The sequence below is a fragment of the Bacteroides sp. AF39-16AC genome, assembly GCF_003602735.1.
In the GTDB taxonomy this organism is placed as follows: domain Bacteria; phylum Bacteroidota; class Bacteroidia; order Bacteroidales; family Bacteroidaceae; genus Bacteroides; species Bacteroides uniformis.
The window spans coordinates 270,480-294,446 of sequence record NZ_QTLN01000001.1 but is presented as its reverse complement, the minus strand read 5'-3'; the positions used below and the strand labels follow the sequence as shown (position 1 = coordinate 294,446).

The following is a 23,967-nucleotide window of genomic DNA, read 5'->3' as shown; positions in this document are numbered from 1 at the left end:
AAATGACGGGACAGCCGAGGAAAAGTGGAATTATGATGAAACTTCTCATATTTATTCCGGCTGTACGTCGTAATCCGACTGGTTTTTCACGCCGACAATGTCTTGCTTCCTCACCTCGGTTGTTAATATGTGCTGCAACTGCTGTGAGGTCAGCGTCTCGGTGGGAGAGAACTCAGCCGACTTCATATAGCTTAAAATGGCATTGCGCAGCTGACCTCCTTCCGGAGTGTGGCGAATTGCTTCGAGGTTGCTCATACAAACCAATACCTTACCGTTGTCTACGGCAAATTCGAACAGCAAGCCTAACTTGTGGTTCCGTTCCACATTGTCTACTACTTGGATAAGCGGCTTGTATTCGTGGCGTGTAGCGTTCAGAATAAAGGGGCGGGCATGGCGTACGATGCTCCACCATTGCCAGTTGCTATGGCACTCGGTGGGGAACTGCCGGAACAAGGGATGTTTCTCGTCCATCAGCAAGGAGAGGGTGCCCGGCGAAACTTCGCGGCCGGCGTTTTCCGAAATGCTTTTGAACATGGCATAGTTCCAGTAGTCAGGAGTAAAAAGTCCACCTACACTCTGTTCTTCAATGGCTTTGTGGTCGGGTATAAGCAGTATCTTCCCTCCTTGGCTCAGTCTCTTTCGCGCCTCGTCATCCAAGGACTGACAGATGAAGATGTCCGCTTCGCTTTCCGGTGTCCGGTCGGGGTATACCCATAAGTTATAATAGTTATGATAATTCCCGGTGGTCAGTGTCAGTCGCAATTGGGCAGGCTTGTCTATTTCGGTAAGGGTGCTTTTCAACTCGCCCACCTGCATTACTTTTCCTTGCTCTACATGGGCGGGGACTTTGCCTTCGCGAACAAAAGTTACGCTGTCACTCAGGCTTTCCAGACGCCAGCATAATGCATCAGACCATGGTTGCTCTTCGTAATTTGTCAGGGCGAGTCCTATGTTCAGCTCTTCTTTGTTGCTGTAACAGTAGGTGTCCATAAGCGCCAGCGGTACCACCGGAGCACAAAAGCCGCGGAATGTTTCGGGAGTGACAATGCCTTTGCTGTCCATGAAAGCATCCAGAATGCCTACCAGTGCCGAGCCTTGTCCGGGAAAGTCTTGAAGGTCGAGCATCTGGAATCCACCTAAACCGGCAGTGCGCAGGCCGTATTCAATATCAGCCTTGTAGCATTCGACGGCAAACCGGCCGGTGGCCTGATGGAATGCGTCAATCTGGTTCTGCAGTCCATTTTCATTGAGCCGGTCACGGAATATCTCCAAGTTATATGGATGCAATACGCCGGTGTATTTCTCCAACTCCTTGTAGTCGGGATAAATTTGGAACTGTCCGGTTTCGTGACTGATGACCGGTCGGGGAGATTTCGCTATGGCAGCAGTATAATCCGCACGGGTATTGGGACGGGTGTTGTTCAAGATACCTCCCTTTTCGGCATCGACAAAGGCAAACGAACTGCGTACGTGCGTTGTATAGCCTTCGCCTCCTCCTACCCGGCAGGTTGTCAGATAATCTTCACCGTCTATGGCACCTCCCCAACCCAGGAAGTTGTTGGAACCGAGCGAATAGAGATGGCGGTTGTCATGTTTTCTGAATCCGTCCAGCCAATTGCGCATCAGGTCAACGTCGCCACCCAACTCGTTGCCCAGTCCCAACATGGTGAATGAGGGGTGATTGCCCATGTAGTCGAGGGTCATATAGGCTTCGTTCAGCAAGAAGTCATTCAGGCGATGGTTGTCCGGTGAAATGCTTCCCCATAAAGGCAACTCGGCCTGGAAATAGATACCCTCGATGTCGGCAGCGGCAAAAGCGGCGCGGGGCGGGGTGTAGGAATGGCAACGGTAGTAGTTGATGCCATAACTCTTGGCTGTCTGAAAAACTTTTCGCCAGGACTTTACATCCATCGGCGCATATCCGGTAAGAGGGAATACGCAAGCGTCGTGTTTGCCGCGCAAGAAGGTCTTGAAGCCGTTTATGGTGAACTGAGTACCTTCGGTGGCAAAGTCGCGCATACCGAAATCTGTTATTATATTGTCTTTACCCTCGTTTGTGGCAAGGGTCACGTTCAGTGCATAAAGTGTGGGGTGGAATTCGCTCCATGTCTGCATCCGGTTGCCCATGTCGAGCGTCAGTTCTATCTTATTTTCACCTTTGCTTAAGCCGACTTGTTTTTCCATGTCCAGTAACAGGTGTTCTTGTTGGGTGTTCCACGTCTTGGCAGAAAGGGTCACTACGCCCGATTGCTCCGAATCGCTGTATATGTTTACATGGATGCGGGCCTTTTTCTCCTTTACAGACGGGTAGACTTGTACCTGCTCGAGATAGGTGTGTGGGGTCGCTTCGATGTAGAAATCGCCCAGAATGCCGTTCCAGTTGGTTTGTGTGCCGTCGGTCCAGGCATGCGAGCTTTGGATTTCGGCTGGTACGGAGCTGGGGGAATTGTCAATGCGTATCTTTATATGGTGGCTGCCGGGTGCCAAGGCCGGCAGGCTATAGCAGTGAGGTGCATAGATATGTCCCAACGTGCCGACGCTGTCCCCGTCTATCCAGAGAGTACTGGGCTTTGTACGTTCCATGAAGAGTATCAGGCGTTTCCCTTCCATCTGTACGGGAATTTCAACATCTTTTTCATATTCTACGATGCCGGAGTAGGGATAAGTCCGTGTCAACTGGGAGGTTACATTGGTGGGATGCCTGCCGTCTCCCAACTTGTTTTCATCCGTCGTACCGGGCAATGTGCAGTTCCCTAATGAACTGTTCCAATTTCCTGATAAATCGATTCGTTCTCTTATTGTCTGGAATTCTTTTTTGTCTGTACATGATGCCAGACATGCCAATAAGCATAATACAATGAAATTTCTCATAAACTACCTGTTTTTCATGGCCGGTGATTGATTGACCGGTTGCAAATATAGGGCATTGCTCCCGTCTCTCTGTATACAAAATGTTTCCAATTATGTGACGGGATGTTTTTTTATTGCTATCTTCATGCTTGATATTAGTGTTGTTGAGTGTTCGTCATTATAGATGAGGATTTTTATATCATGTAATTTGTTTCTGTCTTTATGAATAAAGAATTGAAAATCAGTGATAAATCACCTTTTGAGAAAATAAGGAAGTTTGATGGGCAAGGACGGTCATACTGGACTTCGAGGGAATTGTGCGCTGCTTTGGGGTATAGTACGTACCAGAAATTTTCCGTTCCATTGGCAAAAGCCATGAGGGCTGCCGAAGCGGATGGTATAAATGTGGATGAGCATTTTAACCTGATGGTTGAAATGGTTGGGGTAGGCTCTGGTGCGCGTAGGAGCGTGGAAAACTATCACCTTACGCGGGAGGCTTGCATCTTTATAGCGAGGCAGGTCTATGCTAAAAAGAAAGAAGTGCAGGCAGCCCTTGAATACTTTTCCAGTGTTAGCATTGATTTTGATGGGGCCGAATGTGATGTGAACTGTCAGGAGGTTGTCTCTGAGATGGAGAAAGATAAAATCAGAGAGAGGAACCGGGAGCATTGGAAAAGGTTAAATGACGAAGCTTCAGAGTTTTATAAAAAGAAGATGAGGCTGCTGGATGAAGTGGAGGATTTTAAAGCGGATGCTTCTTTTCATGGGAACAAGGCTCCACATCACATGATGTACAAGCTGGGGACATTGTACAGTAAGGATGGATGCAGAGGGTATGAATTTCTGATAGAATATGATGTGTATGAACCGGTTGTCGGCATTTATTATGGATGTAAGGGGCTGATTCTTGATGGGAATGATGAAGATGGGGAAAAAATGTTCAATGAAGAATGGAAAGATATTCGTTATTATGTTACTGCTGTTCTTGAAAATACATTTCCGGGGAAATCTTTCACTCATCGCTTTAAGCCTACAAATAATGCGAACAACCATACTTATTGGCCCTTTTGGATTACTCTTCATGAAGATGAGGATATTGTGGAGGTGGGTGCAAGGGCGGTTCGTCTTATAAGAAGTATATATGAGGGGTATCTTGAAAATGAAGATGTTGAGGCTCTGAGAAAACGTTCTGGCTCTCGGAAAGAGCCTCAGGAAGAGGATAAGATACGTTTCTCTGCTGATGTTAACTTTACAAAAAAAGCGTATCAGGAACTGCTTGAAGAGATAGGCCAAATGTCGAAAAAGGGAAAGGAGAAGACAAATAAAGAAATGTTTGAGAAACTACTGGAAAAGACCACTGAAAGTGGATATCTGAGAAAAGAAAAACACTATGAGGCAGCGTGGCGGATAGTACGAAATGCAGATGTGAAGGAGCGAGATTTGCAGCAGAAAACTAATAAACAATTTATCTACATGATTAGACTTCTTTTGGGGTATATGCAATTTTATTTGGGAACATTAGATACTTCTAAGTGTGATATAGAACATAATAGAGGAGTGGTGTCACCTCCTTACACGTCTATCAGCAAGATTTTGATGACTATGAACGGCGGATTTTTCGGGGAAACAATAAGAAAATTGTGTGATAGTAAGAAGGATGCTACATCTATAATAATAAATTCATGGAAAATATTGCAAACTCTATTAGACCTGCCAAAGGACGCTTGGAAAATCGTAAATGACACATTAGGCTTACCAGAGAAAAAATGGAAAACCTTTAAAGATAAATGTGGAAATGGATAAAGAGGTTGATTGTCTTTTTTGTAGACGTCTATTTCACAGCTGGTTCTTCCCCCATACTTTTGCAATCGTTAATGCTAACGGTTGCTTTTTGTTCTTATAGGCAGAGGGCGCCATAATATAAACTTTAAAAAAAAGATTATGGAAAATCAAGAATTTCCAAAAGGAGTCGGTTTCGCTCCGTTTTTGCGTTCATTCATGAGTAATTCTTCTATTTCTATTGATGAACTTGCAGTGGCTATGACAATGTCGAAGTACGCAATTACACGTTTGGCCGAGGGCAAGAGTTATCCTACTGACGTGTGCTACGCAGAATTCTGTATCATGTTCACCGTTGTATTAGGTAAAGATTTTGATGCTTACAAAAAGATGACTAGAAAAGACAAAGATGATTTGGTTGCCAAAATAATGGCAAGTGGAGGATCTGCTTGTACGGTGGCAGGAATGATAAGCTTGATTTCGGCTTCAGGTGTTGTTGCTGGGTTGTCGGCAGCAGGAATAACCTCCGGATTGGCTGCAATTGGCGGTATAATAGGAGGTGGTATGCTGGCAGGGATTGCAGTTGTTGCGGCTGCCCCATTGGTAGTAGGGGCCATATTGTATTCTCTTTGTAAACCCAAAGATAAAAAGGCCGATTTTTTGCTTGCGTACAGATATGATTTAGACCCCAAATATGAAATAAATCCTCAAGACAATGAAGATGAAGATATGGATTGAAGAAGCAATGAAGGAAATGGTAGAAGAGGTAGAAAAAAATGAACCGATGCCAAAACATTGGAAACGCAGTGTGCTGCTGTTCTGCTTGTTGTCGGCCGTTTGTTTTCAGACGGGACTTTTGGTGTTGGCAAAAAACGGCATTGCTTCCGCTGATAGAAGCCCTCTTTTCATTGCAACTGGCATTGTCTGTTCTATGCTGGTGGGAGTTGTGCTGATTAAATGCTGCTTATATGCAAAAAGAATAATGAATAAAAGTAATAATTAAAAATAAGATAGTTATGGAATGTATTTTTTGTTTGAATGAGAATGCCTATTTCGATGGCGTGAATTATGTTTGTCCGGATTGTGGAAGAGAATGGCCATGTGATGAAATTGCGGATGACGATGATGATAACGACAAGTTGCGTTGCCCTGAATGTGGCTCGCATTTGGTCTATCCTGATTCAAGTGGTATTAATGATTATGCTTGTGATGCTTGTGGGTGTAGATGGGATGGTGACGATGATGACTACGATGAAGATTATGACGATGATGAAGAAGAAGATTAATTGTTGCAATTATGGAGCTGGGCAAATAGCGCTATTATTACCGCATTATTACATGCTTCAATCTGAAAAAGATTAGCATTCCTTTGCCAGGCCCCCTGCTTTTCACTATCTTTGCCTCTGTAGTTTGTAGTTGCGCACAGTCGTGGAATGTCTTTCTCATAGTTGTGAAGAAGGTGTATCACAAATATGAAGAAGGTAAACCACAGCTGTGCGCATTTTTTTTTGATAAGCTTTCAGCAGAAGGAAGAACGCTTCTTTGCGTAAGGAAGACCTATGCTCTGCCTAATGAAAGCCGGTACTTTGCATGAGCGAAACCTGCAGACAGCAACAGAAATGAATCTAAAAATGGAGGAAAGAATATGGCAATTTTATTTGATTGGTACGAAAACCCGAAAACGAAGGATAAACAAGGGGAAGAGCTGACCCTGCATCCCCGGATTAAACTGAACGGCTCTACGACGACCGATGAGCTGCGCAGGCATATACAAGAATACTGCTCGCTGACCGAGACGGATGTACTGGCGGTACTCGATGCTTTGTCGCATTTTGTGGGACGCGAGCTGGGGGAGGGCAGGCAGGTACATTTGGACGGCATCGGTTACTTTGTTCCCACGCTGACCTGCACGGAACCGGTGACACTGGAGACAAAGCGGAAAAGTACTAAGGTGAAGTTGAAAAACATCACTTTCAGACCGGACAAGGCGTTGCGCAGTGAGATAGGAGTATTGAAAGTAAAGCCGCTGAAATTGCGGAATCTCATGAAAAAGAGGCTGACGGATGATGAGGTGAAGCAAAAAGTGGTGAACTATCTACGTAAGAATGAGTTCATCACCCGCAGTGTTGTACAGTCGATTTGCGGCATGACCCGCACGACTGCAACGCGGCAGATTCGTCGTCTTTGTGAGGAGAATGTGTTGGTAAACAAAGGGTTGCAGAAACAGCCGATTTATTTTTTGAAGGAAAAAGAGTAGGTTGATGCGTATAGGGCTTGCATGGATTGCGTCATGTAGGCAAAATCTGCCTGCATGCTTGCATGAGGTCTGCTTGCATGGTGCAATCTGTTGTAAATTAGTGCGCTATGTCATTTCATGCAAGTATGTAAGTAAAACATGCGATAAAATTACAGTTGTAGATTAGGAATACCTATAATCGGCAGACGAGAAATTAAAGAATGAAAACAACGCGGCAGAAGGATAGTTTTTATTATTTTTGCAATCAATTCTCAATAGTTATTTAAAAAATATGGCAAAGAAAAATTCAACAGCTAAAGATACGGAACTGTCACTCTCGTTTTTGGGGAAAGTGGCAGCGTTATTTAGAAGTGAAACGGTTCATTTCGTTATCGGCTTGGTGCTGGTAATCTTTTCGGTTTATTTGTTGCTTGCTTTCACATCATTCTTTTTCACGGGAGCGGCAGACCAGAGCATCATTGACGGAGGCAGTGCGCAGGAGCTGATTTCCACCAACAATGGGGTGAAGAACTACGCCGGTAGCCGCGGTGCGCAGTTGGCCAGCTATCTGATAAATGATTGCTTCGGCGTATCGTCTTTCCTGATTCTCGTGTTCCTGGCTGTGGCGGGACTGAAGCTGATGCGGGTGCGTGTGGTGCGCTTGTGGAAGTGGTTCATCGGCTGTTCGTTGATGCTGGTGTGGTTCTCGGTATTTTTCGGTTTTGTGTTTGTAGACCAGTACAAGGACTCTTTCCTCTATCTGGGCGGTATGCACGGATACAATGTCAGTAACTGGCTTGTGTCTCAAGTCGGTGTGCCGGGAGTCTGGCTGCTATTGTTGGTAACTGCCATTTGCTTCCTCATCTATCTGAGTGCACGGACTGTCATCTGGTTGCGCAGATTGTTCAGTCTCAGCTTCTTGAAGCGTAAGGAGAAGGTGGAAAGCGTGCAGGGTGAAACGCCGGAAGAGTTCAAGACCTCTTGGGGTGCAAAGGAAAAGGCGGCTGCTCCGACACCGGAAGCTGCGGAGCCGGAAAAGGTTCTTGAAAAGGAGGAGGAGATTGCTATAGAGGAAGAAGAGGACGAACCGCTGAATGAAATCACCCTTGACTTGGGTGGAAGTGATGGAAAGATAAAGCCTGCCAAGTCTGCGGATGAGGACGTTACCATGACTTTTGAGACTCCTGCACCGGAGCCGGTGCCCCCTTTTCGGGAACAGCCGGTAGAGAAGGAGCCGGCATTCCAGGTTGAAAAGGCCGAAGAGGAGGAGTATGTGGGAACGGAGAAGGAGCCGTACAATCCCCGTCTGGATTTGGAAAACTATCATTACCCCACAATAGACCTGATGAAGCATTACGATGACAATGGTCCGACCATTGACATGGTAGAGCAGAACGCGAACAAGGATAAGATTATCAATACTCTGCGTAGTTTCGGTATAGAAATCAGTACCATTAAGGCGACGGTAGGTCCTACGGTGACGCTGTATGAAATCACTCCCGAGCAGGGCGTCCGCATTTCGAAGATACGCGGTCTGGAAGATGATATTGCCCTCAGCCTTTCGGCGCTCGGCATCCGTATCATCGCTCCCATTCCGGGAAAGGGTACGATTGGTATCGAAGTGCCCAACTCCAATCCGAAGATTGTATCCGGTCAGAGTATTATCGGCAGCAAGAAGTTCCAGGAGTCTACTTACGACTTGCCCATCGCACTGGGTAAGACAATTACGAATGAAGTGTTTATGGTGGATTTGTGCAAGATGCCGCACGTGCTCGTTGCCGGTGCTACCGGTCAGGGTAAGTCCGTGGGGTTGAATGCCATCATCACCTCCTTATTATATAAGAAGCATCCGGCAGAGCTGAAGTTTGTGCTGGTAGACCCCAAAAAAGTAGAATTCAGCATCTACTCCGTGATTGAGCATCACTTCCTCGCGAAATTACCCGACGGGGAAGATGCCATCATTACGGACGTCACGAAGGTGGTGCAGACTTTGAACTCCATCTGTGTGGAGATGGATACTCGCTATGACTTGCTGAAAGCTGCCCATGTGCGCAATATCAAGGAGTATAACGAGAAGTTCATCAACCGTCGTCTGAATCCGGAAAAGGGGCATAAGTTCATGCCTTACATCGTAGTCGTTATCGACGAGTTCGGTGACTTGATTATGACAGCCGGTAAGGATGTGGAACTGCCCATCGCACGTATCGCCCAGTTGGCGCGTGCCGTGGGTATACATATGATTATCGCTACACAGCGACCGACAACAAACATCATTACGGGTACGATTAAGGCCAACTTCCCGGCGCGTATCGCCTTCCGTGTATCGGCAATGGTCGATTCGCGTACCATCCTCGACCGTCCGGGAGCCAACCAGCTGATAGGCCGCGGTGATATGTTATTCCTACAGGGAGCTGACCCGGTGCGTGTGCAGTGTGCCTTTATTGATACGCCCGAAGTGGCGGAGATTACGAAGTTTATCGCCCGCCAGCAGAGTTACCCCACTGCTTTCTATCTGCCCGAATATGTGGATGAAAATGCAGGAGGTGATTTGGGGGATGTGGATATGGGACGTCTCGATCCTTTGTTCGAGGATGCAGCCCGTCTCGTTGTTATTCACCAGCAGGGTTCCACATCGCTCATTCAGCGTAAGTTTGCCATCGGTTATAATCGTGCCGGCCGCATCATGGACCAGTTGGAGAAAGCGGGGATTGTGGGACCGGCGCAAGGTAGTAAGGCGCGTGAGGTGTTCTGTATAGATGAGAGCGACCTGGAAATGCGGTTAAACAATTTGCAATAAGGAATGGTTATTTATAGAATGATGAAACTTGATAAGCTTTTACTTGGTGTGCTATTGCTGTTGTTTGCTGTGCCGATGTCGGCACAACAACCGGATGCCAAGAATATATTGGAGCGTACAGCCGAAGCCTTTCGGAAAGCGGGAGGGGTGAAGCTGGCGTTTACCGTGAACGAACAACAAGGCTCTTATGCGGGAGTTCTCTATCTGGAAGGTGAGAAGTTTGTGGTTGAGACCGAGGGAATGAAGACTTGGTTTGACGGACATACGCAGTGGAGCTATGTGGCTTCGGCAGATGAGGTGAATGTATCGGAACCTACGCAGGAGGAATTGCAGACTCTTAATCCGTATGCTTGGTTGTCCCTCTACAAGCAGGGATACAGATTGAAGTTGAGCAGTGTCGGTGGTAAGCAAGACAAGTCTGTTTATTACATCACCATGACTGCTGCCGACAAGAGGAAAGACCCTGAAAGTGTCTATCTGTTTGTGACAAAGGATACGTATCGTCTGCATCAAGTGGACTTGGCACCACGGGGGAGTAAGTATATGACTACTATCCTTATTGATAGCTACCAGACAGGACAATCCTATCCGGATAGTTTTTTTGTCTTTGACAAAAAAGCCTATCCCACAGCTGAAGTCATCGACATGCGCTAAATAGTAAATTGTAAATAGTCAAATAGTAAATAATATAATGATGGAAACAGAAAAAGTAAAATGTCTGATTATCGGTTCGGGTCCTGCCGGCTATACTGCCGCTATTTATGCAGGCCGTGCCAATCTTTCACCGGTACTTTATGCAGGATTGCAGCCCGGTGGCCAGTTGACAACCACTACTGATGTGGAGAATTTCCCCGGTTATCCCCAAGGTATCGGAGGTCCGGAATTAATGGAAGACCTGCGGAAGCAAGCCGAACGTTTTGGCGCAGATTTGCGTTATGGAGTTGCTACCGCAGCCAATCTTGCTGAAGCACCTTACAAGATTACGATTGATGACGAAAAGATGATTGAGGCTGAAACGCTGATTATTGCTACAGGTGCCGCTGCGAAGTATCTGGGGCTGGAGGATGAAAAGAAATATGCGGGAATGGGTGTCAGCGCTTGTGCCACTTGTGACGGTTTCTTCTACCGCAAGAAAACGGTAGCTGTTGTAGGGGGTGGAGATACTGCCTGCGAGGAAGCTGTTTACCTTGCCGGACTGGCTGCCAAGGTTTATCTGATTGTCCGCAAACCTTATCTCCGCGCTTCCAAGATTATGCAGGAGCGTGTGATGAAGCATGACAAGATTGAAGTACTGTTCGAACATAATGCCGTAGGCTTGTTTGGAGAGAACGGTGTGGAAGGTGTACATTTGGTACAGCGTATGGGTGAACCTGATGAGAAGCGCTATGATGTGGCTATTGACGGTTTCTTCCTGGCTATCGGCCATAAACCCAACTCAGATATTTTCAAACCTTATGTAGATACGGACGAAGTAGGTTATATCGTCACCGAGCCGGGAACACCGCGTACGAAAGTGCCGGGCGTATTCGCCGCCGGAGACGTTGCTGATCCTCACTATCGTCAAGCCATCACCGCTGCCGGAACTGGTTGCCAGGCAGCCATTGAAGCGGAAAGATATTTGTCTGCGAAAGGACTGATTTAGTGATTAGTGATTAGGGGTTAGGATGACAACAATGTGTTTTTATTATGCTAACCCCTAATCGCTTATCCCTTGTCACTTATTCCTTATCCTATCTTGCTGATTTTCTTCAGCTTTTCTTCGTCTATGATTTTGATTTTACGCCCGTCGATGGTGATTAACCGTTCTGTGGCAAACTGTGACAACGTACGTATGGCGTTGGAAGTGGTCATGTTTGACAAATTGGCCAGATCTTCACGCGAGAGATAGATACTCAAGGTGGAGCCGTCTTCCTCCAAACCATAACTTTCTTTGAGGAATAGTAGGGATTCTGCGAGTCTTCCGCGGATATGTTTCTGCGTCAGGTTTACAGTGCGTTCATCGGCAATGCCCAAGTCAACGGACAATTGCTTGATGAAGAACATGGCAAGGTCGTTGTTTTGTGTGAGCAGAGTCATCAAGGCAGTCATGGGGATTTGGCAAACAAGAGACGGCTCGAATGCAGATGCTGCCGTGACATAGTCTGTTTTTGCAAAGTAAGGGCGGTAACCGAAATATTCGACAGGTTTAATCATACGGATAATCTGGCTTCTACCACCGACTCCGTCTTTATAGATTTTGACCTTTCCACTCAGCAGACACATCAAATGCGTAGGTGTCTCGCCTTCGCAATGGATGACTTCGTTTTTTTTGTAGTTCTGGAGTGTGAAGTGGTTGGCGAGGAATTCCCGTTGTTCGTCATTCAAGGGAGACCATATATCTGCAATCAACTCCGGAACATTAATATCAGACAAGTTTACTTTTACCATAACTGCTGCAAAACTGTGTTATACAGCACAAATGTAAAAAGAAAAAATTAAATATTGCACAAATGTGACAAAAAGATGTATGTCAATGTGCTAATGTGGCAATATGCCAATGTGCTAATTGGCTGCGCTATGCTTATGTTGTGTTCTCACGCCGCAGGTCATTAGCACATTGGCATATTGCCACATTATTTTGTAAACAGCAGCTCCCTATACTTCGGAAGCGGCCAGATTTCATCATCAATTTCCATCTCAAGGTGGTCGATGTGGTCACGGATACTTTCCAGATAAGGGCGTACGGTTTCTTCGTAAGCAAAAGCCTTGTCTTTGTAGTTATCCATGTGGTTGGCTACTTTGCGGGCTTCGGTCATTTCGCGTACTTGTACCTTGATGGCGGTTACGCGCTTGGAAATTTCGCGTACAAGCTCTTTCCGGTCGGCACTGAGGACTTCGTATTCTTCGGGAGAGAAGGTCTCGCGCAGGCCACGGAGATTTTCCAGCAGACGGTTTTGGTAGATAACGGCAGTCGGTACGATGTGGTTGATGGCAAGGTCGCCCAGCACACGGCTTTCTATCTGTACCTTCATGGTGTATTTCTCCAGTTCTACTTCCAAGCGGCAGGCAAGCTCCGTTTCGTTGAAGATACGTTCGCCGATGAGTACGGAACGGGACTGGTTATCCATGTAGTGCATCAAGGCTTCGGGAACGTGGCAGATGTTGGTCAGCCCACGGCGGGCGGCTTCCTGCTTCCATTGTTCGGAGTAGCCGTCACCCTCAAAGCGGATAGGCTCGGAGGCGATGATGGTCTCTTTCATAATGCGGAAGATGGCTTCATCCTTGCCGACTCCCTCTTCCATCAGTTTGTCGATGGAGACTTTGAATTCGTTCAACTGGTTTGCCATAGCTGCATTGATGGCAATCATGGCGGCGGCACAGTTGGCGGACGAACCTGCGGCACGGAACTCAAAGCGGTTGCCGGTAAAGGCGAATGGGGAAGTACGGTTACGGTCGGTGGTATCCAGTAATATTTCGGGAATACGTCCGATGCCTAATTTCAGTGTTGTCTTTTCTTCCGATGTCATCTTGCTGCTGCTTATCTGGCGAGCTATCTCGTCGAGGATGGAAGACAGCTGTTTGCCCAGGAAGATGGACAGAATGGCGGGAGGTGCTTCATTGGCTCCCAGACGGTGGCTGTTTCCGGCACTCATGATGGAGGCGCGCAGCAAGTTCTGGTTTTTGTATACCATCATCAGTACGTTTACCAGGAAGGTAAGGAACAGCATGTTTCCTTTCGGATTCTTGCCCGGTGCAAACAAATTGATACCCGTATCGGTGCAAAGCGACCAGTTGTTGTGCTTGCCGGAGCCGTTCACGCCGTTGTAGGGTTTTTCGTGAAGCAGTACGGCGAAGTGATGCTTGCGTGCGATGCGTTTCATCAGATCCATCACAAGCTGGTTGTGGTCGTTGGCAAGGTTGGCATTCTCAAAGATAGGCGCCAGCTCAAACTGGTTGGGAGCTACTTCGTTATGGCGGGTCTTGACCGGGATACCCAGTTTGTGACATTCGATTTCCAGTTCTTTCATAAAAGCTGTGACACGTGGGGGGATGGAGCCGAAATAGTGGTCCTCCAGCTGCTGGTCTTTGGCCGAGGAGTGTCCCATCAGGGTACGTCCGGTCAGACAAAGGTCCGGGCGGGCATTGTACAGTGCCGAGTCGACGAGGAAATATTCTTGTTCCCAGCCTAAATTGGTATAAACGCGTGTGATATTCTTGTCGAACAACTGGCATACGTCTGTCGCTGCTTTGTCTACGGCTGCCAAGGCTTTGAGCAATGGAGTCTTGTAGTCGAGCGCTTCGCCGGTATAAGAGATGAAGATAGTGGGGATGCAAAGTGTGGTATCTACCACAAAGGCAGGTGAGGAAACATCCCAAGCAGTATATCCTCGTGCTTCGAATGTGTTTCTGATACCCCCGTTGGGGAAAGAGGATGCATCCGGTTCCTGCTGGATGAGCAGTTTGCCGGAAAAACGTTCAATCACTTCCGTTCCTTCTCCGAATTCGATGAAGCCGTCATGTTTCTCGGCTGTTCCGTCCGTCAGAGGCTGGAACCAGTGCGTGTAGTGGGTGACGTTGAGGGACTTTGCCCAACTTTTCATGCCGTTGGCAATCAGGTCTGCCATTTCGCGGTTGATGGGAGTGCCTTTTTCGATGGCGTCGGTCACGGCTTTGTAGGCTTCACGAGGCAGGTATTCCTGCATTTTCTTACGGTCGAAGACATGGCTGCCGTAGTAGTCGGACAGTTTGTTTGAAGGGGTGGTCACTTCAAGAGGTTGCCGATTGGCAAGTTCTTGCAAAGCAAAAAATCGCATTTTTGACATATAAGTCTCTCCTTTTATTGGTTGTTGGGCGCAAAAATACATGTTTTTTCTGAACTACCCCCTCTTTTTTAGGGGGTATTCTCGAAAATATTAGTGTTTTTTGAGAATAGACCCCCTAAAAAAGTCTGCTTGTTATGGAAAAACGACCAAAAGCTTGCGTTTGTTACATGCCATGATTAGTAATCTTTCCGCATCACGATTAGTAATCTTAGTGCGTCGTGATTAGTAATTTTCATGTGTCACAATTACGAATCATTCTGTACATGACACTTGTGGCACCCTTTTTATAACAATTAATATAGGTTCGTATTTATCTCGCACAAACTATGTGTGCTTGTGTATTATTGTCTCTCGCGCGTAACATATGTTTTATAATAAAGGGTGTCACAAGTGTCATTCCTGCTTCTTTATGGAACATGTTTTTGCATTACACAAATTCTTCCGTATATTTGTCCCGATTCTATAAGGAGAAATTGCGGTTGAAACGTTTGTTGTTTATATGGATTTGGATTTGCTTCTTGTTTTCTTTTGTACAGAAGGCAGGGGCGGAGCGTGTATCTTATCCGGTTGACAAACATGTGAGTTCGGCAGACTCCATCATGGAGAAAGTCATCTTCTTTGCCCCCCTTTATGAACGTATTATTGAAAGTTACAAGGCTGAGCTTTACATAAAGGGCTGGGTGAATATCCGTAAGAAGAATCATATTCTCCGCTACATCCCTTCCATGTTCCGGCCCAAGAAAGGGGTGCGGGAATATATGATGGAAACTTATAGCGATTTGCATTTTACTGCTCCCGACATCTATGACCAGAAGGTAAAGGCAAGTGTCGGTACTGCTTCCGAGTTTTGGGAAATGGACGGACGGCTGCCGGAATATTTTCACATCAACATCTATTCTTCTACCTTATTATATGACAAACTACTCTCTCCTTTAGCACCCAATGCCAAAAAATATTATACCTATCGGATTGATACGGTGATGGGGGAACGGCATGCCCTTCAGTATAAAATCCGTTTTATGCCAAAAAGCAAAAGCTTTCAGCTGGTGGGCGGTTATCTGATTGTGAGTGATAACGTGTGGAGTGTACGCGAGATGCGTTTTTCCGGACGTAATGAGATGGTGCGGTTCAATAATCTGGTGAAGATGGGTAATGTGGGCGATTCGGACGAATTTCTTCCGTTGCAGTATGATGTGGATGCAACGTTTCGTTTTTTGGGAAATGTGGTAGATGGCACTTATGAAGCTGTACTCGATTATAAGAACATCATTCAGAAAACTTCTGGCAGTGATATACGGAGGTCGGTGAAGAAAAGTAAATATGACTTGTCCGATTCATACACGTTGCGTACTGATACGAATGCTTATCTACGTGATACTGCTTACTTTAAAACTTTGCGTCCCATTCCTTTGACTCCGCATGAGGAGACACTGTATCAGGATTTCTTCTTGCGTCGGGATACGCTCGCCCGGAAAAAGAAACCGGTGAATAAGAACTTGGAGTTTTGGGGGCAGATTGGAGATGCATTGATCAGTCGCTATACGGTAGACCTTGATAAATTGGGGAGTGTGCGCTGTTCACCACTAATCAATCCTTTTCTTTTGAGCTATAGCGGCAAGCATGGAATTTCGTATCGGCAGGAGTTCAAGTACAACCGTATTTTTACCGGTGATCGCCTGCTGCGCATCGTTCCCCGGATAGGTTATAATTTTAAGGAAAAAGAGTTTTACTGGAGGGTGAGGTCCGATTTTGATTATTGGCCCCGTAAGCGTGCAGCATTGCATCTGGAGTTTGGTAACGGTAACCGGATTTACAGCAGTGATGTGCTGGACGACCTGAAAGCCATCCCCGACAGTATTTTTGACTTCAACCAGATACACTTGGATTATTTCAAGGATTTGTATCTGAATCTGCGTCATAGCTGGGAAATAGTAAACGGTCTGTCGCTGGAAGTGGGTGTATCCATGCACAGACGTACGGAAGTGAACCGCTCCCGGTTTGAACTGAACTACCCGAGCATGCCGCCTACCAAGTCGGCCACCCGTGCCGGTTCCGGAGGTTCATCCTTCTTTCCGAATTTTGACCCGAATATCCTGAACAAGTTCCGCCATACCTATAATAGTTTTGCTCCCCGCGTCCGCCTCACCTGGACTCCGGGACAATACTATTATATGAATGGCGACCGTAAAGTAAATCTTCATTCCAAGTATCCTTCCATCTCAGTAGATTGGGAGCGGGGACTCAGTGGAGTGTTGCAGAGCAGTGGTTCGTACGAGCGTGTAGAGATTGATTTGCAGCATCAGGTTTCTTTGGGCTTGATGCGTGATATTTATTGGCGTTTTGGTTGGGGAGAGTTTACCAATCAGAAGGAACTGTACTTTGTGGACTTTGCCAATTTGCGGCGTTCCAATCTTCCTATGGGTTGGAGTGATGATATTGGCGGGGTGTTCCAGTTGCTGGACGGCCGCTGGTATAACTCTTCCCGTAAATATATCCGCGGACACCTTACCTATGAAGCGCCTTTCCTCCTGCTCCGCCATCTGATGAAATATACCCAATATGTATTGAATGAACGTCTGTATCTGAATGCATTGGTGGTTCCTCACTTGAAACCTTATCTGGAAGTAGGGTATGGCATTGGTACACATATATTTGACTTTGGCTTGTTTGCCAGCTTTGCAAACTGGAAGTATCAGGAAATAGGTTGCAAATTTACCTTCGAACTGTTTAACAGATAGCAATGTGGTAATGTGATTAATGTGCCAATGTGTCAATGACCAGGACGTGATGGCGTAGCATAAACATAGCGCAGCCAATTAGCCAATTAGCATATTGGCACATTATCACATTAATCAATTGTCAATTATTGATTCTTTTGTAACTTTGCTGCAAATTACTTGGAGCTATGGGTATAGTAATAGGAATAGATGTGGGTGGAAGTACCACGAAAATCGTTGGAATCAATGGAGAACAGATACAGTCTCCAATGTTTATTACGGCTACCGACCCGGTGACTTCCTTATTCGGAGCATTCGGTAAGTATATTTATGACAATGGTATACAGCTGGCCGATGTGGAGCAGGTGATGCTGACGGGAGTGGGAAGCGCATTTGTCAACAGCCCTCTATATGGACTGCCTACTCGCAAAACGGATGAGTTTATTGCCAATGGTTTGGGAGCTAGACATGCAACGGATATAGACCAACTGATTGTAGTCAGCATGGGTACCGGCACTTCTTTTGTGAAAATAGACGGAGACAAGGTGCAGCATATTGGCGGCTTGGGGATTGGTGGAGGTACCTTGCAGGGATTATCGAGGTTGCTGTTGAAAACTCATGATATTCATCAGGTGTCCGAGTTGGCTGAGAAAGGGGATGTAACTCGTGTCAACTTGCAGATAGGTGATATTTGCAACACTGCTTTGCCTGACTTGCCAGTGAGTGCTACCGCCTCTCTTTTCGGGAAAGCAGATAGCAATGCTTCTCAAGAAGATATTGCCTGCGGTATAATTTATACGGTACTTCAAACCATTGGAGGAGCTGCTGTACTGTCAGCTTTGAACAGTCCTATCAAGGATTTCGTTCTGATAGGGAATCTCACCCAACTGCCCCAGTGCCGGGAGGTGTTTTCTAAAATGGAAGCCATCTATCATGTACATTTTCATATACCGCCCTATGCTGAATATAGAACAGCAATAGGAGCGGCATTGGCATATATAAAAGAAAGGCAAGGGTAGTGGTTACTTCTTGCCTGCCTTCTTCATATAGCTGTTTATCAAGGTACATGCGGGAGCGGCCACCGTACCGTGGTCAAATCCCTCCATCTGATAGAGGGTGGTTTTTTGTCCCAGTGCTTTGAGGAGGGCATATAAATGGGCGTTTTCCTCATAGCGTGCCAGCATCTCCAACTCTTTGTCGCCAGTGATAAGTATCATGGGTGAAGCGTCTTTTCTTACGTTATTGGAAGGAGCATATTTATCTATAATCGGAGTGTCGGAAGGCAGCCCGCGTTCTTTGCGGATGGTATAATGAGTGGTGGTCTGTCCGCTGATGGGGAAAGCGCCTGCCAGGCTGTTGGCATCAATATTCCACTTTGCCAGGTAACTCTTGTCCAGATTGAGCATCAGACAGAGATAACCACCGGCTGAATGACCGGCTATGTATATTTTGTCTTTGTCTCCTCCGAATTCTTCTATATTCTCGAAAGTCCAAGCAACGGCCTCTGCGGCATCTTCCGTGTAGGCAGGATTTTGGGCACGCGGGCTGAGTCGGTAGTTTACGGCTATCACGGCGTAGCCTTGCTCCAGGAACTCCTTCGGAAAATGTTTTTCTCCGGCTTCCAGTCCTCCGCCGTGGAACCAGATAAGGGTGGCAAATCCTTTTTTATCAGTAGGATAATGGAGGTCGAGCTTGCAACGCTCCAGCTTATAACTGTCTTTTTCGCCGGGATGAAGATAGGAAATGTTCTTTTGCGTACGGTAGTTGTTGTCCGTTGTCTGATTTTGGCTATAACATAATAATGTATAGCAAATGATGGAAATGCATGCGATTATCTTTTTCATGATAAATTATTGAGATTATGTATAAATGAAACGATGCAAAGGTAACATTTTTTTTATTCTTTAATTGATTATTCCACTGCTGTTTTGAATGCTTTTTGTTTTGTAGTTCAAGAAAATACTTCTATCTTTGCGCCCGATTTACAATGAGTCAACATAAAGTCTCACTTAATTAACGAGTTAAACAATTTATTTATTAATGGAAAATTTAAAGAATGTAGCTCCTATTGAAGACTTCAACTGGGATGCTTATGAGAACGGCGAATCAGTAGCCAGTGCAAGCCACGAAGAACTGGAAAAGGCGTATGACAATACGTTGAACAAGGTTAACGACCGCGAGGTAGTTGATGGAACCGTAATCGCAATGAACAAGCGTGAAGTAGTTGTGAACATCGGTTACAAATCAGACGGTATCATTCCGATGAGTGAATTCCGTTACAATCCTGAACTGAAGGTTGGTGATACTGTTGAGGTATACATCGAAAACCAGGAAGACAAGAAAGGACAGCTCGTTCTGTCTCACCGTAAAGCTCGTGCTACCCGTTCTTGGGATCGCGTAAACGCAGCTTTGGAAAACGAAGAAATTATCAAGGGTTACATCAAGTGCCGCACAAAGGGTGGTATGATTGTAGACGTATTCGGCATCGAAGCTTTCTTGCCGGGTTCTCAAATCGACGTGAAGCCTATCCGCGACTACGATGTATTCGTTGGCAAAACTATGGAATTCAAGGTTGTTAAGATCAACCAGGAATTCAAGAATGTGGTTGTTTCCCACAAGGCTCTTATCGAAGCCGAACTGGAACAACAGAAGAAGGAAATCATCGGTAAACTCGAAAAAGGACAAGTTCTCGAAGGTACCGTTAAGAATATCACTTCCTATGGTGTATTTATCGACTTGGGTGGCGTAGATGGTTTGATTCACATTACAGACCTTTCTTGGGGCCGTGTTAGCGATCCGAAAGAAGTGGTTGAACTCGACCAGAAACTCAACGTCGTTATCCTTGACTTCGATGATGAGAAGAAGCGTATCGCTCTCGGCTTGAAGCAACTCACTCCGCATCCTTGGGATGCACTGGATGCTAACCTGAAGGTTGGCGACCACGTGAAGGGTAAAGTTGTAGTTATGGCTGACTACGGTGCATTCATCGAAATCGCTCCGGGTGTTGAAGGTCTGATTCACGTATCTGAAATGTCTTGGTCACAGCACTTGCGTTCTGCACAAGACTTCATGAAGGTAGGTGACGAAGTTGAGGCAGTAGTCCTGACTTTGGACCGCGAAGAGCGTAAGATGTCTTTGGGTATCAAGCAGCTGAAGTCTGATCCTTGGGAAACTATCGAAGAGAAGTATCCTATCGGCAGCAAGCACACTGCAAAAGTTCGCAACTTCACTAACTTCGGCGTATTCGTTGAAATCGAAGAAGGTGTTGACGGCTTGATTCACATCTCTGACCTGTCTTGGACGAAGAAGGTTAAACATCCGTCTGAATTCACTCAGATTGGTGCAGACATCGACGTACAAGTTCTGGAAATCGACAAGGAAAACCGTCGCTTGAGCCTTGGCCACAAGCAACTCGAAGAAAATCCCTGGGATGTATTCGAAACTGTATTTACAGTAGGTTCGGTACACGAAGGTACTATCATCGAAATGCTGGATAAGGGCGCTGTAGTTGCTCTGCCTTATGGTGTAGAAGGTTTCGCTACTCCGAAGCACCTCGTTAAGGAAGACGGCTCACAAGCTCAGTTGGACGAGAAGCTTGAATTCAAGGTAATTGAGTTCAACAAGGACGCTAAGCGTATCATCCTTTCTCACAGCCGTATCTTCGAAGATGCTGCAAAGGCAGAAGAAAGAGCTGAAAAGAAGGCTGCTACTAAGAAGTCAACCGGTAAGAGAGAAGACGTTGCTCCTGCTATCCAAAACCAGGCTGCATCTACTACTCTGGGTGACATCGACGCTTTGGCTGCCTTGAAGGAACAGATGGAAGCTGGAAAGAAATAATTACTCCGTTCTATAAATGAAGGAAGGGTACTTGCGCAAACAAGTGCCCTTCTTTTTTATGATTTGTCAATAGAATTTTATGGAATTAAGGATGGTTTTTCCATAAATGTTTATCTTTGCAGGGTGGTTACTTTTGCAATCATAGAAATATTCAATAATTTAATTTTCATTTATTATGAAAAACATGTTCAAAAATGCAGGGAAGATGGTGTTGTTCACTTGCCTGTCGCTGATGTTACTAACCGCATGCGGCCAGAAGTCCAAACTCAAGCTGGCTATCGCAGCTGCCAACAAACAATGTCCCATGGATATGGGAGCTTCCGGCGAAATATCCAGTATTACTTTTGATGGGTCGGATGTGGTATATGTACTGCTTATGAATGAAAGTTTCCTCAATATAGACGCTTTGAAAGAGAATCCTGATGCAATGAAGTCTGCTGTGACTGTTATGTTCGGTAATCCACAAGGGTCCATTAAAGAGATGCTGGATTTGGTTGTCGGTACTGATTCCGGTATAAAGTTCATATATAAAGGAAAGACATCCGGTAACGAAGTGGAATGTTATCTGACTACTCAGGACTTGAAAGATATATTGAATGGCGGTTCAACTGCTGAAAGCAGTGATAAGAAGAAACTGGAAGAGCAAGTGAAGATGACCAACGTATCGTGCCCGATGCAGGTGGATGAAGCCACTATGCTCAATAAACTGACAATCGAGTCGGATAAGGTGCTTTATCATTATACGATTGACGAATCTGTAGTACAGATGTCTGCTTTGAAGGAAAATGCCGAACAGATGAAGGCAAATGTGAAGAACTCTTTGAACTCCTCCGATCCAGCCTTGCGCATGTTCTTGGAAGTATGTGTGAAGTGTGATAAAGGGGTGGGCTATCTGTATAAAGGGAATAAATCCGGAGAAACTTTTGAAATATCTTTTGGAGTTTCAGAGATAAAGGCTCTTCTATAAATCAAGGAGTAGAAATCAGTTCGGAAGGTTTGGAATGGAAAAATTTGAGTTACATATTCTTGGTTGTGGTTCCGCTTTACCCACAACGCGTCATTTCCCTACGTCTCAAATTGTGAACGTGCGCGACAAGTTGTTTATGATTGATTGTGGGGAAGGGGCGCAGTTGCAGTTCCGTAAATCACATCTGAAGTTTTCACGTTTGAATCATATTTTTATCTCTCACTTGCATGGAGACCATTGTTTTGGCTTATTAGGACTGATTTCTACACTTAACCTTTTAGGACGTACAGCAGAGTTGCATATCCATTCTCCCAAAGGGCTGGAAACATTACTGACACCTATGCTGGATTTTTTTAATAGGCAGATGACGTACAAGGTCCTTTTCCATGAGTTTGATACGAAAGAACCGATGCTGATTTATGAAGACCGTTCGTTGACGGTTACTACCATTCCTTTGCGTCATCGTATGCCGTGTTGTGGTTTTTTGTTTGCAGAAAAGCGGCGTCCTAACCATATTATCCGTGAAATGGTCGATTTCTACCAAGTGCCGGTATACGAATTGAATCGTATAAAGAATGGGGCCGATTACGTGACACCGGAGGGAAAAACTGTTTCCAACAACTTGTTGACCCGTCCTTCTGCTCCGTCCCGCAGTTATGCTTATTGCTCGGATACCATCTATCTTCCTTCTATCGTGGAGCAGATAAAAGGGGTTGATTTACTTTTTCATGAGGCGACATTTGCGAATGAGGATGCGCCACGTGCCAAAGAAACATTTCATACAACTGCTGCACAAGCGGCCGAAATAGCCAGGAGGGCTGAGGTGAAGAAGTTGTTGATAGGACATTTTTCGGCACGATACGAAGATGAAAATGTCTTGCTTCAAGAAGCATCCGCTATTTTTCCGGATACTCAGCTTGCCAAAGAAACACTTTGTGTATCGGTATGAATTAAACTTTTCGTATCTTTGGCAGTCTAAAACAACAAATGCGAATAGAAATTTATGACCCCTTCCTATAATGAACGCGAAGTGTTGGCTCTTCTACAAGAAGAAAGCACACAAAAGCGGGGATTTGAGATGATTGTTACCCAATATAGCGAGCAGTTGTATTGGCAGATTCGTCGTATGGTCCTCTCTCATGAAGATGCCAATGATTTACTTCAGAATACTTTCATTAAAGCATGGATTAATATAGATTATTTCAGGGCAGAGGCTAAACTCTCTACCTGGCTCTATCGCATAGCCTTGAATGAATGCCTCACTTTTCTGAACAAACAACGGGCTGCTTCCACAGTCTCTTTGGATGACCCCGAGGCAGATGCACTTCAAAAGCTTGAAAGTGATCCTTACTTCTCCGGTGATAAAGCAGAGATGGCTTTGCAAAAAGCCTTGCTTGCCTTGCCGGAAAAACAACGTATGGTGTTTAACCTGAAGTATTACCAGGAAATGAAATACGAAGAGATGTCCGATATATTTGGTACTTCCGTAGGTGCCTTGAAGGCTTCCTATCACCATGCCGTGAAGAAAATAGAAAAGTTTTTGGGTGAGGAGTATTAAACCTTTGCCACAAAACAATGTCTAATTAAACAGAAAGGAGAAAGCTTATGAAAGAAGAAGATAAAATACTGAAAAAGATAGGGACGGAAAATCCTTTCCGCGTTCCTGACGGCTACTTTGAGAATCTTACTTCAGAGGTAATGAACCGGCTTCCCGAAAAAGAAAAACTCACTGCTGTACAGACAGAGCCTACAATGTGGCAGAAGGTAAAGCCTTGGTTGTATATGACCGCCATGTTTATAGGTGCGGCATTGATTATCCGCGTGGCTTCTTCGGAGCATACTCCATCTGTAGAGCGTATGGCTGCTGATGATACGGAAACAGAAATGGAATATATTAATATGGCCGTAGAGAATTCCATGCTGGATGATTATTCATTGTATGTTTATTTGGCAGACTCTGATGCAGAATAAGGTAACAACAC

Annotated in this window: 19 protein-coding genes; 15 read left to right on the top strand and 4 right to left on the bottom strand. The window is 45.6% G+C overall.

What is annotated here, in order from left to right; genetic code table 11:
* Positions 1–51: 51 nt before the first annotated feature.
* Positions 52–2,871: a glycoside hydrolase gene (locus DW039_RS01215; protein WP_008665193.1), complete on the bottom strand. Its 2,820-nt coding sequence runs from the start codon at positions 2,869–2,871 to the stop codon at positions 52–54.
* A gap of 201 nt (positions 2,872–3,072) precedes the next feature.
* Here DW039_RS01215 and DW039_RS01210 point away from each other — a divergent pair, with 201 nt between their 5' ends.
* From DW039_RS01210 to trxB, 8 genes are all read left to right on the top strand, one after another.
* Positions 3,073–4,653, top strand: a complete 1,581-nt coding sequence (locus DW039_RS01210; RefSeq protein WP_120381577.1) for a hypothetical protein — start codon at positions 3,073–3,075, stop codon at positions 4,651–4,653.
* Positions 4,654–4,791: 138 nt separating this feature from the next.
* Positions 4,792–5,367: a hypothetical protein gene (locus DW039_RS21065; protein WP_070101133.1), complete on the top strand. Its 576-nt coding sequence runs from the start codon at positions 4,792–4,794 to the stop codon at positions 5,365–5,367.
* The gene (locus DW039_RS01200; protein ID WP_044468860.1) at positions 5,345–5,632 is read left to right on the top strand and encodes a hypothetical protein; all 288 of its coding nucleotides are present in this window, start codon (positions 5,345–5,347) and stop codon (positions 5,630–5,632) included. The genes DW039_RS21065 and DW039_RS01200 overlap by 23 nt, the downstream gene beginning before the upstream one ends.
* Before the next feature lie 13 nt (positions 5,633–5,645).
* Positions 5,646–5,915, top strand: coding sequence for a hypothetical protein (locus DW039_RS01195; protein ID WP_081030256.1), 270 nt, complete (start codon positions 5,646–5,648; stop codon positions 5,913–5,915).
* Positions 5,916–6,274: 359 nt separating this feature from the next.
* Positions 6,275–6,886, top strand: coding sequence for a winged helix-turn-helix transcriptional regulator (locus tag DW039_RS01185; protein ID WP_057252352.1), 612 nt, complete (start codon positions 6,275–6,277; stop codon positions 6,884–6,886).
* 271 nt (positions 6,887–7,157) lie between these two features.
* Positions 7,158–9,662, top strand: a complete 2,505-nt coding sequence (locus DW039_RS01180) for a DNA translocase FtsK (protein WP_098031963.1) — start codon at positions 7,158–7,160, stop codon at positions 9,660–9,662.
* A gap of 3 nt (positions 9,663–9,665) precedes the next feature.
* Positions 9,666–10,316 carry a LolA-like putative outer membrane lipoprotein chaperone gene (locus DW039_RS01175; RefSeq protein ID WP_080707064.1) on the top strand — a complete coding sequence of 217 codons (651 nt, stop codon included), beginning with the start codon at positions 9,666–9,668 and terminating at the stop codon, positions 10,314–10,316.
* A gap of 37 nt (positions 10,317–10,353) precedes the next feature.
* Positions 10,354–11,304, top strand: coding sequence for a thioredoxin-disulfide reductase (gene trxB / locus DW039_RS01170; protein ID WP_057255730.1), 951 nt, complete (start codon positions 10,354–10,356; stop codon positions 11,302–11,304).
* 83 nt (positions 11,305–11,387) lie between these two features.
* Here trxB and DW039_RS01165 read toward each other — a convergent pair whose 3' ends face one another.
* Entirely contained in the window at positions 11,388–12,089 is a 702-nt protein-coding gene (locus DW039_RS01165) for a Crp/Fnr family transcriptional regulator (RefSeq protein WP_005832010.1), read from the bottom strand.
* A gap of 185 nt (positions 12,090–12,274) precedes the next feature.
* Positions 12,275–14,464, bottom strand: a complete 2,190-nt coding sequence (locus tag DW039_RS01160) for a glutamine synthetase III (RefSeq protein ID WP_005832915.1) — start codon at positions 14,462–14,464, stop codon at positions 12,275–12,277.
* A 416-nt stretch (positions 14,465–14,880) separates the two neighbouring features.
* Here DW039_RS01160 and DW039_RS01155 point away from each other — a divergent pair, with 416 nt between their 5' ends.
* Both DW039_RS01155 and coaW read left to right on the top strand, forming a co-directional pair.
* On the top strand, positions 14,881–17,202 hold the full coding sequence (locus DW039_RS01155) for a DUF5686 family protein (RefSeq protein ID WP_034522728.1): 2,322 nt from the start codon (positions 14,881–14,883) through the stop codon (positions 17,200–17,202).
* A gap of 167 nt (positions 17,203–17,369) precedes the next feature.
* Positions 17,370–18,200: a type II pantothenate kinase gene (coaW, locus tag DW039_RS01150; RefSeq protein WP_005832001.1), complete on the top strand. Its 831-nt coding sequence runs from the start codon at positions 17,370–17,372 to the stop codon at positions 18,198–18,200.
* Between the two features lie 3 nt (positions 18,201–18,203).
* Here coaW and DW039_RS01145 read toward each other — a convergent pair whose 3' ends face one another.
* Complete coding sequence (locus DW039_RS01145; RefSeq protein WP_005832910.1) at positions 18,204–19,025, bottom strand: alpha/beta hydrolase; 822 nt, start codon at positions 19,023–19,025, stop codon at positions 18,204–18,206.
* 196 nt (positions 19,026–19,221) lie between these two features.
* Here DW039_RS01145 and rpsA point away from each other — a divergent pair, with 196 nt between their 5' ends.
* From rpsA to DW039_RS01120, 5 genes are all read left to right on the top strand, one after another.
* Positions 19,222–21,018, top strand: coding sequence for a 30S ribosomal protein S1 (rpsA, locus tag DW039_RS01140; RefSeq protein ID WP_005831997.1), 1,797 nt, complete (start codon positions 19,222–19,224; stop codon positions 21,016–21,018).
* Positions 21,019–21,193: 175 nt separating this feature from the next.
* Positions 21,194–21,985: a hypothetical protein gene (locus tag DW039_RS01135; RefSeq protein WP_008665217.1), complete on the top strand. Its 792-nt coding sequence runs from the start codon at positions 21,194–21,196 to the stop codon at positions 21,983–21,985.
* A 34-nt stretch (positions 21,986–22,019) separates the two neighbouring features.
* A complete protein-coding gene (locus tag DW039_RS01130) occupies positions 22,020–22,934 on the top strand; it encodes a ribonuclease Z (protein WP_008665219.1) in 915 nt (304 codons plus the stop codon).
* A gap of 54 nt (positions 22,935–22,988) precedes the next feature.
* The gene (locus DW039_RS01125) at positions 22,989–23,543 is read left to right on the top strand and encodes an RNA polymerase sigma factor (RefSeq protein WP_005831992.1); all 555 of its coding nucleotides are present in this window, start codon (positions 22,989–22,991) and stop codon (positions 23,541–23,543) included.
* Positions 23,544–23,590: 47 nt separating this feature from the next.
* A complete protein-coding gene (locus DW039_RS01120) occupies positions 23,591–23,956 on the top strand; it encodes a hypothetical protein (RefSeq protein ID WP_008665222.1) in 366 nt (121 codons plus the stop codon).
* The last annotated feature ends 11 nt before the right edge of the window (positions 23,957–23,967 follow it).